This window comes from Pseudomonas sp. GW822-FHT04H02 (assembly GCF_058800645.1).
This window is the reverse complement of sequence record NZ_JBXAMM010000002.1, coordinates 271020-287179: the sequence shown is the minus strand read 5'-3', so window position 1 is coordinate 287179 and position 16160 is coordinate 271020. Positions and strand designations below refer to the sequence as shown.

17 protein-coding genes and 1 pseudogene are annotated in these 16160 nt (G+C 64.5%); 7 read left to right on the top strand and 11 right to left on the bottom strand.

Annotated features, from left to right (window positions below):
• Positions 1-84: 84 nt before the first annotated feature.
• From AC1RMG_RS08030 to AC1RMG_RS08010, 5 genes are read right to left on the bottom strand one after another with little or no spacing between them, the layout of a single operon-like run.
• A complete protein-coding gene (locus AC1RMG_RS08030; protein ID WP_015634214.1) occupies positions 85-1074 on the bottom strand; it encodes a FecR family protein in 990 nt (329 codons plus the stop codon).
• Positions 1071-1649 carry an RNA polymerase sigma factor gene (locus tag AC1RMG_RS08025; protein WP_011059342.1) on the bottom strand — a complete coding sequence of 193 codons (579 nt, stop codon included), beginning with the start codon at positions 1647-1649 and terminating at the stop codon, positions 1071-1073. The genes AC1RMG_RS08030 and AC1RMG_RS08025 overlap by 4 nt, the downstream gene beginning before the upstream one ends.
• Positions 1650-1660: 11 nt before the next feature.
• On the bottom strand, positions 1661-1987 hold the full coding sequence (locus tag AC1RMG_RS08020) for a DUF3325 domain-containing protein (protein ID WP_047283981.1): 327 nt from the start codon (positions 1985-1987) through the stop codon (positions 1661-1663).
• Positions 1988-3571 (bottom strand): PepSY-associated TM helix domain-containing protein, encoded by a 1584-nt coding sequence (locus tag AC1RMG_RS08015; protein WP_493168897.1) that lies wholly within the window; start codon positions 3569-3571, stop codon positions 1988-1990. It abuts the gene before it with no gap.
• Positions 3568-3873 (bottom strand): DUF3649 domain-containing protein, encoded by a 306-nt coding sequence (locus AC1RMG_RS08010; RefSeq protein WP_011059339.1) that lies wholly within the window; start codon positions 3871-3873, stop codon positions 3568-3570. The genes AC1RMG_RS08015 and AC1RMG_RS08010 overlap by 4 nt, the downstream gene beginning before the upstream one ends.
• Positions 3874-4092: 219 nt before the next feature.
• Between AC1RMG_RS08010 and AC1RMG_RS08005 the strand changes: the two genes are divergently transcribed.
• From AC1RMG_RS08005 to fecA, 3 genes are all read left to right on the top strand, one after another.
• Complete coding sequence (locus AC1RMG_RS08005; protein WP_019093370.1) at positions 4093-4581, top strand: sigma-70 family RNA polymerase sigma factor; 489 nt, start codon at positions 4093-4095, stop codon at positions 4579-4581.
• A gap of 8 nt (positions 4582-4589) precedes the next feature.
• A complete protein-coding gene (locus AC1RMG_RS08000) occupies positions 4590-5555 on the top strand; it encodes a FecR domain-containing protein (protein WP_401018802.1) in 966 nt (321 codons plus the stop codon).
• Between the two features lie 202 nt (positions 5556-5757).
• Positions 5758-8118 (top strand): TonB-dependent Fe(3+) dicitrate receptor FecA, encoded by a 2361-nt coding sequence (gene fecA / locus AC1RMG_RS07995; protein WP_493168894.1) that lies wholly within the window; start codon positions 5758-5760, stop codon positions 8116-8118.
• A 70-nt stretch (positions 8119-8188) separates the two neighbouring features.
• Here the strand turns inward: fecA and AC1RMG_RS07990 are convergent, their stop codons facing one another.
• Both AC1RMG_RS07990 and AC1RMG_RS07985 read right to left on the bottom strand, forming a co-directional pair.
• A complete protein-coding gene (locus AC1RMG_RS07990) occupies positions 8189-8596 on the bottom strand; it encodes an HPF/RaiA family ribosome-associated protein (protein ID WP_493168892.1) in 408 nt (135 codons plus the stop codon).
• Between the two features lie 213 nt (positions 8597-8809).
• A complete protein-coding gene (locus tag AC1RMG_RS07985; RefSeq protein WP_011059334.1) occupies positions 8810-9757 on the bottom strand; it encodes a LysR substrate-binding domain-containing protein in 948 nt (315 codons plus the stop codon).
• A gap of 135 nt (positions 9758-9892) precedes the next feature.
• Here AC1RMG_RS07985 and AC1RMG_RS07980 point away from each other — a divergent pair, with 135 nt between their 5' ends.
• From AC1RMG_RS07980 to AC1RMG_RS07970, 3 genes are all read left to right on the top strand, one after another.
• Positions 9893-11269, top strand: a complete 1377-nt coding sequence (locus AC1RMG_RS07980; RefSeq protein WP_093404674.1) for an L-serine ammonia-lyase — start codon at positions 9893-9895, stop codon at positions 11267-11269.
• 63 nt (positions 11270-11332) lie between these two features.
• Positions 11333-12628, top strand: coding sequence for a serine/threonine transporter (locus AC1RMG_RS07975; RefSeq protein WP_123577460.1), 1296 nt, complete (start codon positions 11333-11335; stop codon positions 12626-12628).
• 218 nt (positions 12629-12846) lie between these two features.
• Positions 12847-13164, top strand: coding sequence for a DUF3509 domain-containing protein (locus tag AC1RMG_RS07970; protein ID WP_011059331.1), 318 nt, complete (start codon positions 12847-12849; stop codon positions 13162-13164).
• On the opposite strand, the gene AC1RMG_RS07965 is transcribed toward AC1RMG_RS07970, so the two are convergent.
• Complete coding sequence (locus AC1RMG_RS07965) at positions 13161-13661, bottom strand: phosphate-starvation-inducible protein PsiE (protein WP_011059330.1); 501 nt, start codon at positions 13659-13661, stop codon at positions 13161-13163. The two genes, AC1RMG_RS07970 and AC1RMG_RS07965, sit on opposite strands and share 4 nt — an antisense overlap.
• Before the next feature lie 266 nt (positions 13662-13927).
• On the opposite strand from AC1RMG_RS07965, the pseudogene AC1RMG_RS07960 reads away from it, so the two are divergent.
• Positions 13928-14182 (top strand): annotated as a pseudogene (locus AC1RMG_RS07960) (YebG family protein); the annotation flags it as partial.
• A 135-nt stretch (positions 14183-14317) separates the two neighbouring features.
• Here AC1RMG_RS07960 and AC1RMG_RS07955 read toward each other — a convergent pair.
• The 3 genes from AC1RMG_RS07955 to AC1RMG_RS07945 all read right to left on the bottom strand — a co-directional run bounded on the left by AC1RMG_RS07955 (position 14318) and on the right by AC1RMG_RS07945 (position 16135).
• Positions 14318-14785 (bottom strand): hypothetical protein, encoded by a 468-nt coding sequence (locus AC1RMG_RS07955; RefSeq protein ID WP_493168890.1) that lies wholly within the window; start codon positions 14783-14785, stop codon positions 14318-14320.
• Positions 14782-15036, bottom strand: coding sequence for a hypothetical protein (locus tag AC1RMG_RS07950; RefSeq protein ID WP_041774068.1), 255 nt, complete (start codon positions 15034-15036; stop codon positions 14782-14784). Before AC1RMG_RS07950 ends, AC1RMG_RS07955 begins: the two co-directional genes overlap by 4 nt.
• A 79-nt stretch (positions 15037-15115) precedes the next feature.
• Positions 15116-16135, bottom strand: coding sequence for a Leu/Phe/Val dehydrogenase (locus AC1RMG_RS07945; protein WP_011059327.1), 1020 nt, complete (start codon positions 16133-16135; stop codon positions 15116-15118).
• Positions 16136-16160: the final 25 nt, after the last annotated feature.

The following is a 16160-nucleotide window of genomic DNA, read 5'->3' as shown; positions in this document are numbered from 1 at the left end:
GCAGATCATCCCCGTCTGATGTAACGGTTTGGTGACAGAACGGAGTGATAACGATGAATGTTCGGGAGCTCTGGGACGCGGTTCTCAGCGCAGGACGATGAACCTCCCGAGCACCCGATGCTGCTGGAAGCCGAGCACCGCCTGCAGTGAATCGAGGACCGCCTGCGGGTCCTTGCTGGAGAAACTGCCACTGATGCGCCGCGCCGCCAGTTCATCGTTGAGCAGCAGGATACGCCCGGGGAAATAGCGCCGCAGGTCGTCCACCACCTCGGCCAGAGGCGCGTGGTAATAGTTCAGCCAGCCCTGGCGCCAGGCCAGTTGCGCCTCACTGTCGACAGCGTGCAGCGGGGCCGCAACGCCATGTCCGTAGGCCACTTGCTGCCCGGCGCCGAGCACCTGCTGCGCCGCGCCCTTGGCCGGCGTGACCCCCACCCGGCCGGACAGCACCGTGACCTGGGCCCCGCCCGGCTGCAGGCGCACTTCGAACTGGGTGCCCAGCACCCGCGCCTCCCCCTCTTGCGCGTCCACCACAAAGGGCTCGCCGGTGTGGCTGACGCTGAAGAAACCGGCGCCGCGACGCAGCTGCACATGCCGCTCGCCGCGGCTGAAATCCACGGCAATGGCGCTGTCGGCATCCAGGGTCACCTGGCTCTGGTCGGCCAGGATCAGGGTGCGCACCTGGCCCGGCGCGGAAACGTAGTCGGCCCCCAGGTCATCGACCCAGCGCCCGGGCTGCCAGCCGGCGCCCAGGGCCACCGCCAGCAATACACTGGCGGCCAGCGCCAGCCCCGCCGACCAGCGCCGCCGGGCCCGGCCCCTGGCAGCATCCATGGAACGCAGCAGGCCGTGCAGGGCAAAGGCGTCTTCATCGGCCAGGGTGCGCGCCGGCTGCTCGCTCAGCTCCCACACCACCTGGGCCTGGGCATAGGCCTCGATATGCGCGGGGTCGGCCTGCAACCACTGGCTGAAGGTGGCCTGGTCGCCACTGCTGGGCTGATCGTGGAGCAGGCTCAGCCAGGCCAGCGCGGCCTGCTCCTGAGCGGGCGTCGGGCAGATACTCGTGCGGTGGTTCACGGTGCATTCCTTGGCGTGCGCGTGCCCGGGGCTTCCCGCAGGCTGGCCTTGCAGGCTTCGAGGGCGCGCATCATATGTTTTTCCACGGCGCTTTGGGACAAGCCCATGGCCTTGGCGATCTCGGCGTACTTGCGCCCGTGGATGCGGTTGAGCAGGAAGATCTGCCGGGTGCGCTGCGGCAGGCTGCGCAGGGCCGCTTCGACATGCCGCAGGTCGTTGCCGGCTTCCAGCGCCGCCTGGGGCTCGCTGCCCTGGTTGTCCTGCTGCTCTGGCAGCCAGCCTTCATTGACCCGCACTCGCGCGCCCTCGCTGCGCAGGTGGTCGATGGCGATATTGCCGGCGCAACGCAGCAGGTAGGTGCTGAGTTCCTCGACCTGCACCAGGGGCCGGCGCCAGAAGCGCAGGAACAGGTCCTGCACCAGGTCGGCGGCGGTAGCCCGGCAACCGACCCGGCGGCTGACCAGGGCCTCCATCTGCGAACGCTGGGACAGGAACACCTGGAGAAAATGCGCACGGCTGCCCTGCGGATCAGGGTGATCCCCCTCGGCAGGCTCCGGTGGCAGGGTGCTCATCATCGTCGGTCCGCTCAGAAGTGGGCCAGGGCCGCGACCGGGCTGGCCAGCAGGCTGGCCCCCGCCATCGTCAGCACCAGGCGCGGCCGATAGGGCAACAGCAGCACCAGCAGCAAGGCGCTGAACATCAGCACCGCGCACCACTGCACCAGCCCCAGGCTCCAGCCGGTGCCCTGCACTGCTGCTGCCAGCGACAGGCCCAGCAGCATCCAGCCGCCCAGACGCAGGCCGTGGCGGCGCAGGGCCGAAGGCTTGTGCCCGAGCAGCTCGCCGTGATGCCGGTCCAGGGACAGGCACAGGCCGGTAAAACCGGCATAACAGAGCAACAGCACCAGGAGCATTCAATTCACCTCGGTTTCAGGAGCCGGCGGGCGTTGCCGGGGCACCCGGGGCGTGGCTGTGGCGGCGGCCCCCGCGCGATGCAGCTTGCGCGCCGCCCAGGCCAGGAACAGGCCACTGCCCAGGCACGCCAGGTCGAAACTCGCCATGGCCCAGTCGCCCCGGACCATGAAGCCATCCATCAGGCTCGGGCTGGTGAGCACGCTGAGCGCCGGCACCCCGGCGAACAGCAAGGCGCCAAGGCCCAGTTGTTCAACCCAGGCGCGACGGCCGGGGCGGACGCAGGCGTGCAACAGGCTCAGGCCCCAGGCCCAGAAGAAGCTGTTGACCTCCCAGTCGGCGCGTTCGGCGAAGCCTACGGGCAACAGGCGGTTGGCCCAGAAGAACGCCGCCACCGCCAGCAGCAGCCCGGCCATGCTGGCGATGTTCAACACTTCCACCAGGCGCAGTTCGAAAGGCTGGGCGGCACTCTTGGCATGCTTGAGCTGGCGCTTGCCCAGCCAGATCACCAGCCCGGTGCCGATCATCGCGGTGCTGGCCAGCCCACAGAGGAAGTACAGCCAGCGCAACACCGGCCCGGCGAAGCGCCCCATGTGCAAGCCATAGAAGCTGCCGCCGATGGCCAGCGGCAGGGATTGCTCGGCAGAGGCCTGCAACGGCTGGCCGGTCACGCCGTTGAACGCCACTTGGCTGCCGAAATCCCGGGCCACCCGGTCGGCTTCATGGCGAAACACCTGCACCGAGGCATTCAGGTCCCCCGGGTAACTGACTACCAGGCGCTGCGCATGGCCGCCCGACCAACGTTCCCGGGCCTGCTTCAGCATGGGTTCGAGGGGGGCCAGCGGGGCACTCTGCCCGGCGGCCGAGGCAGCGGCAGCAGCGGGCCGCAAGTCCTCGAAGAAGGCATCGGAATCCCCTTTGTAGGCCACCAGGATGCTCGCCGGCATGACCATGTACATGAAGATCACCAGGCTGCTGTAGGTGATCATCAGGTGAAACGGCAGCACCAGCACGCCCACCGCGTTGTGCCCGTCGAGCCAGGTGCGCTGGCCCTTGCGCGGGCGGAAGGTGAAGAAGTCCTTGAAGATTTTCTTGTGGGTGATGATGCCGCTGATCAGCGCCACGAACATCACCATGGCTGCCATCGTCGACAGCCATCGGCCCCAGGGATAGGGCATCTGCAGCTGGAAGTGGAAGCGGTAGAAGAACTCGCCGCCGCGGGTGTCGCGCACATGCACTTCGCTGCCGGTGGCCGGGTCCAGCAGTTTCTCGGTGAAGGCACCGCGCTCGCCGGGTTTGCCGGGCGCCTGCCAGCCCACCGACAGGCTCGGCTGGCGAGCATCGGGCAGGCCGATGAACCAGCGTTGCGCGCCCTGGGCATGGCGTTCCAGGTAGCGTTGGGCCAGCCCCAGGCTGGCATCGGCGTTCAGGACCCGGGCCGGCGCCTCCGGCTGCATCCAGTGGGTGATCTCATCCTTGAAGTAGGACAGGGTCCCGGTGAGGAAGATCGCAAACAGCAACCAGCCGAACAGCAGCCCGCTCCAGGTGTGCAGCCAGGCCATGGACTGGCGAAATCCTTCCTTCATAGCAGGGCCACCCAGTAGGCGCTGCCGGCGACCAGCGCCAGCACCAGGCTCGGCAGCAACAGGCCCAGCCAGGCCTGCCAGGCACTGCGACAGGCAAAGCACCAGAGCACTGCCACCAGATAGAACAGGAAGGACGTCACCATTCCGCTGACCACCGCATCGGCCCTGGGCAGGGGCAGCAGCAAGGTCAGGCAGACACTGCCCAGCGCCGCCAGCAGATAGCCCCCCAGCACCGCGGCGAATACCCGCGAAGCCACCGCCAGACGATAGGAAGCGGAAAGACCGCCAGCCTTGCTTTTCATGTTTCGACCTTGACGCGAGGGGAGGTCCGGCACAGCACACAGGCGGCCGGGGGAAGTAGGCGGGCAAGTTTAATGATAAATATTCTCATATGCAAAAAGCAGCGACGAACCCGATGCAAACCCGTCGGTCCGGCCTGATTGCCGAATGCCATGTCGCCCCACTACAATGCGAACAATTCTTGTTCTCTTATGCGCCATCTCGGTGCAGGAGCGTCCGGCTTGTCCCACACCGCTACCGTCGAAGGCCTCTACCAGGCCCATCACAGCTGGTTGAACACCTGGTTGCGGCGCCGGCTCGGCTGCCCCCACAGCGCCGCAGACCTGGCCCAGGACACCTTCATCCGGGTACTCAGCGCCCGGGAAACACCGGCCCTGATCGAGCCCCGGGCGTTTCTCACCACCATCGCCAAGCGCGTGCTGTTCAACCACTACCGGCGCCAGGACCTGGAGCGGGCCTATCAGGAAACCCTGGCGCAGATGCCTGAACAGGTGGCGCCCTCCGAGGAAGAGCGGGCCATCATCCTGCAAACCCTGATGGATCTGGACAGCCTGCTCGACGGCCTGCCGCGGCCGGTCAAGCGAGCCTTTCTGCTGTGCCAGCTGGACGGCCTGACCTACGGCGAAATCGCCCGGGAGCTGAATATCTCCATCGCCACGGTCAAACGCCACCTGAACAAAGCGGCGATGCGCTGCTACTTCGCCCTGTGAGTGCCTCGATGAACCCACACCTCAATGGCCAGCCCGATTTCAGCAACCAGGTGGCCGAACAGGCTGTGCACTGGCTGATCGAAATGCAGGGCGGGCCCTTGAGCGCGCGCCAGCAACAGGCCTGGCAGCAATGGCACGATGCCCACAGCGAACATCAGCGGGCCTGGGAGCATATCCAGCGCGTCAACCAGCGCCTGCGTGGCCTGTCTTCGCCCCTGGCCCACGCCGCCCTGAACGCGCCGAAATCTGCCAGCCGGCGCCAGGTACTGAAGCTGCTGCTGATTCTCGGCGCCGGCTCGGCCGCCGCCTGGGGCCTGCGCGAGCACAACCCGCTGCCGCCACTGCTGGCGGATTACCGCAGCCCCCTGGGGCAGCGGCGCAAACTGCAACTGAGCGACGGCAGCCAGTTGCAGCTCAATACCAGCAGCGCGGTGGATGTGCGCTTTGATGGCCAGCAACGGCTGATCCGCCTGCTGGAGGGCGAGATCATGCTCACCAGTGCCCAGGATGCCCGGCCGCTGCGGGTGCAGACCGCACAAGGGCAGGTAAGCCCGCAAGGCGCGCGGCTGAACCTGCGCCAATTCAAGGACTACACCCAACTGGCGGTGTTCTCCGGAACCGTCGGCGTGACGCCCCTGGACTACGCCACAACCCCGCCCCAGGTGGCGGCCGGGCAGCAACTGAATTTCACCGGCAACAGCTGGCAAGCTCCCCGGGCCCTGGATGCCGGCAGCGGCGCCTGGAGCGAAGGCATGCTGGTGGCAGCGCACATGCGCCTGGCGGACTTTCTCGACGAACTGGGGCGCTACCGCCGCGGCCAGCTCAACTGTGATGCGCAGGTGGCGGACCTGCTGATTTCCGGCAGCTACCCCCTGGATGACAGCGAGCGGATTCTCGACCTGCTGGAGATCAGCCTGCCGGTCAAGGTACGTCGCTTCACCCGCTATTGGGTCACCGTCCAGGCCCGCGCCTGACGGCACTCTGTCGCCGCTGCCGCGGGCTGCAACCGGCTCCGCAGGGGACGCGCCCTTGACCCGGGCCGCACCCAAGCCCCCGCAAACCAATCGCCGCCCGCCCCGGCACCGAAAAAAAACCACCGCCCATGAGCCGTTTCCCCAGGTTCAAGTGACAGAGGAGGAAAGCCCCCTTGATTCCCCCTTCTCAGGACCCACCTTCATGACCGAGCAACCCACCTGCCTCACGCCTCTGGCCCGTACCCTGCGCCACTTGCTGCTGGGGGCCAGCCTGAGCCTGGCCAGCCTGCCCCTGGTCCAGGCCGCCGAGGCCCAGGCCCAGAGTTATCAAATCGCCCCGACCTCGCTGGAAAACGCCCTGAACCAGTTCGGCCGGCAAGCCGGGGTGCTGATCTCTTTCGGCTCACACGTCACCAGTGGCGTGCAAAGCCGTGGCCTGCAAGGCCAGTACAGCCCGCAGGAAGGCCTGAACGTTCTGCTGCAAGGCACCGGCCTGCAAGCCCGGGCCGAGGGCAGCAATGCCTTCAGCCTGCAACCGGCCAGCCCCGAGGCCGCTGCGCAGCCGCTGCACCTGGGCGCCTCCAGCGTGGTCGGCGACTGGCTCGGCGATGCCCAGCAAAGCGATGTGTTCGAGCACCCAGGGGCCCGGGACGTGATCCGTCGCGAGGAGTTCGAACGCCAGGGCGCCACCCAGGCGCGGGACGTGCTCAATCGGATTCCCGGGGTCAACGCACCGGACAACAACGGCACCGGCAGCCACGACATGGCGCTGAACTTCGGCATCCGCGGCCTCAATCCGCGCCTGGCCTCGCGCTCCACGGTGCTGATGGACGGCATCCCGGTACCCTTCGCCCCCTACGGTCAGCCGCAACTGTCGTTTGCCCCCATCAGCATGGGCAACATGGATGCAGTGGACGTGGTGCGCGGTGGTGGCGCGGTGCGCTATGGCCCGCAGAACGTCGGCGGCATCGTCAACTTCGTGACCCGGGCAATTCCCGACGCGCCGACGGTCAAGGGCGGCTTCCAGACCGAAACCAGCCCCTCCTCCAGCCATGACGGTTTCAAGACCACCGGCAACCTGCTGGCCGGTGGCACCGCCGACAACGGCCTGGGCGGCGCCCTGCTGTACTCCGGCACCCGCGGCGGCGACTGGCGCGAACACAGCGACACGCAGATCGACGACCTGATCCTCAAGGGCAAGTACCAGCTCGATGAAGCCAACAGTTTCAATGCCATGGCCCAGTACTACGAAGGTGAGGCGGACATGCCCGGCGGCCTGAACGTGGCGGACTACAAGGCCGACCCGTACCAGTCGACCCGCCCCTACGACAAGTTCTGGGGCCGGCGCACGATGTTCAACGTCGGCTACCGCTACCAGGAAGATCGCCGCGAATTCACCGTCAACAGCTTCTTCACCAAGACCCTGCGCAGCGGTTACCTGGACCAGGGCAGCTTCCTCTCCCTGTCGCCTCGCGAATACTGGGTACGCGGCCTGGAAACCCGTTTCGCCCAAGGCTTCGACCTGGGGGAGAGCAGCCACGAAGTGGGCGTCGGCTACCGCTACATCAACGAGGCCGGTCATGAACTGCGCTATCGCACGCCGCTGACCGCCAACCAGCAACTGCCCACCAGCAACAGCCGCAATGACCGCGACACCCGTGGCGGCACCGAAGCCCATGCGTTCTTCGTCGATGACCGGATCGATATCGGCAAGTGGACCCTGACCCCGGGCATCCGCTACGAGATGATCGAGTCGCAGCAGAGCAACAACCTCACCCACGTCAAATACAAGGGTGACTACAACACCGCGCTGCCGGCGCTGAATGTGATGTACCACCTCAACGAGAGCTGGAACCTCTACGCCAACACCGAAGGCTCCTTCGGCAGCGTGCAGTACAGCCAGATGCCCAACCGCGTGGCCAGTGGCGAGGTCAAGCCGGAGAAAGCCCGCACCTGGGAACTGGGCACCCGCTATGACGACGGCACCCTGCGGGCGGAGATCGGCGCTTTCCTGATCAACTTCGACAACCAGTACGACAGCAACCAGACCAACGACACGGTGATCGCCCGGGGCGAGACTCGCCACCAGGGTATCGAGAGCAGCGTCAGCTACGCCCTGGATGACCTGGCCCCGGCGCTGGCGGGCTTCGATGTCTACGCCACCTACGCCTATGTCGATGCCACCATTCGTGAAGACGGCCCGAACAAGGGCAACCGCGTGCCCTTCTCTTCCAAGCACAAGGGCACCCTGGGGGTGAGCTACACCGAAGGCCCGTGGAAGCTCAACCTCGACAGCAGCTACCAGAGCAGCCAGTTTGCCGACAATGCCAACACCCGTGCCGAAAGCGCCGATGGCAGCACCGGGCGCATCCCCGGCTACATGCTGTTCAGCACCCGCGCCGGGTATGACTTCGGCCCGCAACTGTCGGACCTGAACGTGGCGGTGGGGGTGAAGAACATCTTCAACCACCAGTACTTCACCCGTTCCTTCGACGACAACAACAAGGGCAAGTACGTAGGCGAGCCCCGCACGCTCTATGTGCAGACCTCCGTGGCGTTCTGATTAATTTTCCCCACAAAGCAAAACGGGCCTGCAATGCAGGCCCGTCCGGTTGGGGGGTGAAACTCGGCCGTCAGCTATTGAGCGCGGCCTGTTGGTTCTCCAGGAATTCTTCTTCGAGCAGGGCATCTGCCTCGCTGCCATCGGCTGTGGGCACCGCTGCCGCACGTTTGCCGCGCAATTTGCCGAACATGTGCTCCAGGGCACTTTCCAACTTGACGGTGGCGCCGTCGAGGGCCTGCTCCAGGGTGTCGGCCTTGTGGGTCACGGAAATCGGTTGGTGACCTTTCGGACGGGCTTCCAGCTGGCAGCGCATATCGTCCGGACCCGACTTGCCGCCGTTCTCGTCCCGCAAGTGGACCACTACCCGGGTCAGGTCTTCTTCGTAGCGTTCGAGCGTGCTTTCAACGGTGCTGCGCACCCACTCCTCCATCCGAAGGCTGCTTTGAATATGGTTATCGCTATGGACTTGGATTTGCATAGTTCTTCCCTTATTTCAGCTTGCTCGTAAGAGGGTCAAGGCAGTGTGTTGGAACCTGCATTTCGTGACCTCTTGATTACACAATTAGGCACGGCGGCGAACATTTCAACCCCTTAAAAAAGATAAATATTCATACGCAAATAAAGCCGGACAAACCGCAAAGGCGCTGTTAAGGTCGGGAGTTAGCCCGCCCCACGCATCAGTCAAAACCGCTCACAGCTGCCCCTCGCCCAAAGGGTGCAAGCCGCGAAAGATCTCCGCTTCCTCCACCAGCCAGTCATGCACCGCGCGTACGCCCGGATGGCTCAGTGCGCCCGGCGCATAGAGCAGCACGTAGCGTTTGTGGTTGGGCACCGCCAGGCCGAAAGGCACGATCAGGGTGCCACGCTCCAGTTCGTCATTGAGCAGGGTGCGCCGGGCAATCGCCACGCCCATGCCGGCAATCGCCGCCTCGATGGTCAGGTGGTTGCGATTGAAGGTATGGCCACGACGCACGTCCGCGCCCTCGAAGCCGATGGCATTGAGGTAGAACTCCCACTCGGCGTATTCATAGCTGCCGCGCCAGGCGGTGATGTCGTGCAACAGCGCAAAGTGCGCCAGGTCCGCCGGACCGTGCAGCGGCGGGCGCCCACGCAGCAGGCTCGGGGCGCACACCGGGAAGATCTGCTCGTCCAGCAACGCGGTGGACTGCAAGCCGGGGTAGCTGCCGTCGTTCAGGTCGATGGCCAGGTCGAAGTCGCCCTCGTGCAGGGCCACGCTGCTGTCTTCGGCCACCAGCCGCAGCTGGATCTCCGGATAACGCTGCTGCAGGCGCGGCAGGCGCGGAGTCAGCCACTTGCCGAGAAACGACGGGATCGAGCGCAAGCGCAAGGTCCCCCCGATCATCCCCGCATCCAGGCGGCGCAGTTCCGCGTCGATGCTGCCGTAGGCCTCGCTCACCGTCAGCGCCAGCCGCTGGCCTTCGGCACTCAGCTCCACCCCCCGGGGCCGCCGGTGAAACAGGCGAAAACCCAGGCGCTCCTCCAACTGGCGGATCTGTTGGCTGACCGCCCCCGGGGTGATGTGCAGCTCTTCTGCACACCGGGTGAAAGACAGGTGCCGCGCGGCACAGGAAAACACATGCAGCCAGACATAGGTCTGGGCATGAAATTGTCGGCTCATCGTTTAGCCCTGCTAAAGGATCTCTTAGGAAGTTTCGTTGGTCAGTGCTGACCGAGGCGGGCAGTATCGCCGACATTGCGCTTGGCCTACAAAAAATGGCAGCGATCCACCTTCCATTGCTTGTAAGGCTTTAGCATGGCTATCAGTGTTTTCGATCTCTTCAAAGTCGGTATCGGTCCCTCCAGCTCCCACACCGTGGGCCCGATGCGCGCCGCCGCGACCTTCGCCCAGGCGCTGTTCGAGCAGGGCCTGCAAGACCAGGTGCAGCGGGTACAGATCCGTCTCTATGGTTCGCTGTCCGCCACCGGCGTCGGCCATGCCACCGACCGCGCCAGTGTCATGGGGCTGATGGGTGAATGGCCCGACAGCATCGACCCCACCAGCATCAACCCGCGCATCCAGCAGTTGCGCGACAGCGGCCAACTGCTGCTGGGCGGGCACAGCCCCATTGCCTTTGACTGGCAGCAGGACCTGCTCCTGCTGGACGAAAGCCTGCCCTACCACCCCAACGCCATGTCCCTGACCGCCTTTGGCGAGCAGGGCACGCTGCTGGAGCAGACCTACTACTCGGTGGGTGGCGGCTTCATCATCGAAGCGGCCCAGGTCGAGGCCGGTGCCGAAACCACCACCGGCGTCCAACTGCCCTACGACTTCAACAGTGCCGCTGAACTGCTGGCCCTGTGCAAGACCCATAAGCTGCGGGTCGGCGAACTGATGCTGGCCAATGAACGGGCCTGGCGCAGCGACGCCGAGATCCGCAGCGGCCTGCTGCACATCTGGTCGGTGATGCGCGAATGCGTGGAACAGGGCCTGCGCCACGAAGGCATCCTGCCCGGCGGCCTCGACGTACCCCGCCGCGCCGCCAAGCTGCACCGCAGCCTGCTGGAAATCGGCAAGCCGAATGTCATCACCTCGACCCTCTCGGCCATGGAGTGGGTCAACCTCTATGCCCTGGCCGTGAACGAGGAAAACGCCGCCGGCGGGCGCATGGTCACCGCGCCCACCAACGGCGCGGCGGGGATCATCCCGGCGGTGCTGCACTACTACATGAAGTTCAACCCGCAGGCCTGTGACGACGACATCCTCAACTTTTTCCTCGGTGCCGCCGCCGTGGGCATCCTGTGCAAGAAGAACGCCTCCATCTCCGGCGCCGAAGTCGGCTGCCAGGGCGAAGTGGGCTCGGCCTGCGCCATGGCTGCCGCCGGGCTGGCGGAGATCCTCGGGGCGACCCCGGAGCAACTGTGCAATGCCGCGGAAATCGGCCTGGAGCACAACCTCGGCCTGACCTGCGACCCCGTAGGCGGGCTGGTGCAGGTGCCCTGCATCGAACGCAACGCGATTGCCGCGGTGAAGGCGATCAACGCCACCCAGATGGCCCTGCGCGGCGACGGCAAGCACTTCATCTCCCTGGACCGGGTGATCCGCACCATGCGCGATACCGGCGCCGACATGCATGACAAATACAAAGAGACTTCACGGGGCGGCCTGGCGGTGAGCTGGGTGGAATGCTGAGGAGCCTTCCCTGACCGTCCGCACTACGTGAGCCCGAGCAAAAATAATAACGAGGCGATAACGATGACCGATGTACCGACACCTGCTGCCCAAAACCCTGCTGTAGCCACACCCCGCGACACCACCAGCGCCCGCCAGGGCTGGAGCAAGCACGACACCACCTGGATGCTCGGCCTGTATGGCACCGCCATCGGCGCCGGCACCCTGTTCCTGCCGATCAACGCCGGGGTTGGCGGCTTCTGGCCGCTGATCGTGCTGGCGCTGCTGGCCTTCCCCATGACCTTCTTCGCCCACCGCGGCCTGACCCGCTTCGTTCTTTCCGGGCGCTCCGGAGACATCACCGAAGTGGTCGAGGAGCATTTCGGGGTCGGCGCCGGCAAGCTGATCACCCTGCTCTACTTCTTTGCCATCTTCCCGATCCTGCTGGTGTACAGCGTGGCGCTGACCAACACCCTGAGCAGTTTCATGGAACACCAGCTGCACATGACTCCACCGCCGCGGGCGCTGCTGTCCCTGCTGCTGATCCTCGGCCTGATGGCCATTGTGCGTTGCGGCCAGGGCGTGATCGTGCGGGCCATGAGCCTGCTGGTCTACCCGTTCGTCGCCGCGTTGCTGCTACTGGCCCTGAGCCTGATCCCCAACTGGAACGGCGCGTTCTTCGCCTCGGCCGGCGAAGGCATGCCCCTGCCGCTGTTCTTCAAGACCCTGTGGCTGGCGATCCCGGTGATGGTGTTTTCCTTCAACCATTCGCCGATCATCTCGGCCTTCGCCCTGGATCAGAAGCGCCATTACGGCCCGCAGGCCGAAGCCAAGAGCAGCGGTATCCTGGCCACGGCCCACGGCATGATGGTGCTGACAGTGATGTTCTTCTGCTTCAGTTGCGTGCTGGCCCTGTCGCCGGCGGACCTGGTAGCGGCCAAGGAACAGAACATCTCGATCCTGTCCTACCTGGCCAACCACTTCCAGACCCCGGTGATTGCCTATGCCGCCCCGCTGATCGCCCTGGTGGCCATTACCAAGTCGTTCCTGGGCCACTACATCGGCGCCAGCGAAGGCTTCCAGGGCCTGATCGTGAAAAACCTGCGGGGGCGCTCGCTGTCCTCCAGCAGCCTGGAAAAGATCACCGCGCTGTTCATGATCCTCACGTGCTGGGCCGTGGCCACCTTCAACCCGAGCATCCTGCGCATCATCGAGACCATGGGCGGACCGGTAATCGCCTGCCTGCTGTTCCTGATGCCGATGTATGCGATCCGGCGGGTGCCTTCACTGCGCCAGTATTCGGGCCAGTTGTCGAACCTGTTCGTGGTGCTGATCGGGCTGGTCGCACTGTCTGCGATCATTTATTCGGTCGTGCCCTGAATCGGGCCGGGATAAAAAAAGCGGACCTCGTGGTCCGCTTTTTTGTCCCCGTATTCATTGCCCGGCGCGTTTCCCGGCATGTCCCTTGCTTTGTCCCGGGGGAGGAATACGGACGTTGGCCACCCTCGGCGAACGACTGGCCAGTGGTCCGGAATCGCGAACTAATTCCGCGCCCTGCCGGTCAATGACTGCACGATCCAATCAGGCGGTGACGCATCATGGACAACCCTTTTCAACTGATTACCGACACCTTCACCCCGCAATACCAGGTCAACCTGAGCATCCAGGGCCTGGACGGCAGCATCATGCTGACCTTGTCCGAAGGTGGCCGGGTGGTGGCCAAGCGCATGATCAGCGCGGCCCAGCGCAATGACCCGCAGCGCATCAAGCGCCTGGTGCAAAGCATTCAGTTTGGTATCGCCATCGAGCAGGGCCACAGTGCCGTGGCCATTCTCGAAGCCATGACCAACGGCGACAGCCTGGGCCTGCCGCCGCCCACCGGCCAGAAGCTGGCGCCGCCGGCCCTGAGGTTCTAGAGCTCGCCCTTCTCCACTTCCGGGTGTTCGCCGGAGCCCGCGCCGATCTTGCGCTGTGGATGCTCGATCTTCACCGAAGGGAACTGCGACGAGGCGTAGCGCACCACCAGGATGGCGAAGGCCAGCAACAGGATGCCGCCGCACAGGTAGATGATGCCCAGGTCCGGCGGGTTGTGGTGCGAGACGTTGGAGATCAGCAACCGGGTCAGCGCGGTGATCGCCACGTAGATCAGGAAACGCACCGGCATGTGGTTGGTCTTGAAGTAGATGCCGACCATCGCCCCCAATTCCAGATAGATGAACAGCAGCAGGATGTCATCGATCTTGATGTGGCCCACCTCGATCATCTGCAAAAATTCCATCACCGCCGCCCAGGCGGTCACCGCACCGATGGCGAAAAGCGCCAGGTAGTGGAACGACTCGACGAACAGGTTGCCCAGGGATTCGGCCAGCTGGTGGACGTTCTGCCGCAGGTTCTCGGCCCAATTGATTTTCACGATGGTTTTTCCTTAGGTCGTTTCGACCGGATGATGCGGATTGGACGTGACGGTTGTTCTGCATGCAGAAAAAAGGCCAGGAGCCTTCAATGAGATGGTGGCCGCCGGCAACGAGGCACGGCCTGGTAACAATCGGCCCGGGAAAAAAATTGCGTCTACATTAAAAAGCCACTATCCAAGGGAAAAGGTTTCGCCTATTCTCTCGACCTGTATATAGATACAGTGTTTATACAGACCCATTATCGTGAAGGCATGTGAGGTGGTGAATGGCCGTCGAAGTGGTATACCGCAGCAGCCGAGATCTGGAGCGCTTGTTCATGGATAAAGCCGAAGCTGACCGTCATGACAAAATGCTCGAACTGGCTGAATTGCTCGCTGAAGTGTTGCACAAAGCCGTGCCGTCGCTGAGCGAACAGCAGGTGGAAGAAGCCGGGATCTACATGGCGAAGAACCGCGATGTGTTCGCCAAGGCGTTCAAGAGCCAGCCGGACGCGTTGTCCGAGTTGCTCAGTGCCCCCGCTCCCGTAGTGGAGGCTGTGGCAGAGCCGCAACCTGTTGAAGCCGAGGCGCCAGCCAAACCGGCGAAAGCGGCCAAGGCCGCAAAATAGGCTTTACGCGAATTGAATAAGCCCTGTGCCCCTGGCACAGGGCTTTTTTCATGCCTGCGAAGGCAAGAGTGGCACTTGTGCGATGGCCGGTTGAAGCGCTCTCGCCCCTGGCGGATCAGGCAATTCGATAGCGTTGCGATGCAGCAGGGAAGTGATCTTGCCCAGGAAGGCCAGGGGCATCTCAGTCGAGTCGCCATACAGGTCAACCATTCCCACCTCAACTGCGCTGTCAACGATGCAGGAGAACGCCTCGACCTCTTCAGGCGCTATCAAGGCGACAAGCTCCTGGGGCCAATCATCTCCGCGACCATTGAGTGCCAGCAGCGCCCCGGCTCTCTCCCACGCCAGTAGATCGCCCTTTGGCGGGTAGCCCTCAAGGTGCTTTATCAACTCATCGATGGACGGGTGAGCAATGCCTTTTCGTTCGCAGTAAACCGCCAGGCATGCCGCTGCGTACAACTGCAGTTGCCTGATGGAGCAGCCAGTCAATGGTGGGACCATATCTGGCGCTGTCATTGCGCGACGTCCCAGACCCTGGAGCCTGCGGAACAAAAACCTGATGCGATATCCATGGCTTCCAGAATTCGGTCCTCCAGCTCTTCTGATGCGCCAGGGCGGAGTGATGCCAGATGCTTGTATACGGCCTCTGCGCAAAAGCCCTTGTCCCGGTATGCCACAAGAACATCACGAACCGCCTGAAAGTCCGCCCCCGCCCGCAACAGGCAGGACAACTGCTCATCCAGCCCGGTCTCCAGCGCTTCACGCATCGTCGATACATTCCTTGTCAGTGGGCACTTCGCAGCCGGATGGTACACAGAGCCTGGCCAAGGGTTAAGGCAAGAATGCCTAGCGGTACAGCACCCGTTCCGCCAGTTCATCGGCCACTCGCGCCGGGGAGCGCTTTTCGGCCTGGGCGTGGGCGAAGATTTCCGTCAGCCGCTGGCTGATCTTCGACAGGTGGGCGGTGATGACCGGCAGTTCCGTGTTGCGGTGCTTGAGGGACACATAGATCAGCCCCCCGGAATTGATCACGTAGTCCGGCGCATAGAGAATCCCGCGGCGCTCCAGTTGATCGGCCACCTGCAGGTTGGTCAGTTGATTGTTGGCCGAACCCGCCACCGCCGAGCAGCGCAGTTGCGCCACGCTGAGGCTGTTGAGCACCGCCCCCAGGCCGCAGGGTGCGAGAATGTCGCAAGGGGTGCTGAGCAGAGAATCGTTGGCGATGGGATGGGCGCCCAGTTGCTCCATGGCCAGTTGCACCTTGCCGGCATCGATATCACTGACCAGCAACTCTGCCCCGGCAGCGTGCAACTGCTCGGCCAGGGCATAGCCGACGTTGCCCAGCCCCTGGATCGCCACCCGCAGGCCTTCCAGGTTGTCGCTGCCCAGGCGCGCCATGGCGGTGCTGCGAATGCCGGCGAACACTCCCATGGCGGCATGGGGGGCCGGGTCGCCCGCGGCACTGGTGCTGGTGACGTAACGGGTCTGCTGGGCGATGCAGTCCATGTCGGCCACCGAGGTGCCGCTGTCGATGGCGGTGATGTAGCGCCCGTCCAGTTGCTCGACGCATCGGCCAAAGGCTTCGAACAGGGCGGCGCGGCTTTCCACATGGGCGGGGCGGATGATCACGGCGGTACCGCCCCCCTGGGGCAGGCCGGCCAGGGCGGCCTTGTAGCTCATGCCCTGGGCCAGGCGCGCGGCATCCGTCACGGCACTGCTGTCGTCGGGGTAGGCGAGGTAACGACAGCCGCCCAGGGCGGGCCCCAGGCGGCTGTCGTGGATGGCGATCACTGCCTTCAACCCGGTACAGGGGTCGACGCTGAGGTGCAGCGATTCAAGGCGGGTGCTGTGCATGAGAGCGAACATCGACGGGCTCCCGAATCACTTCTTG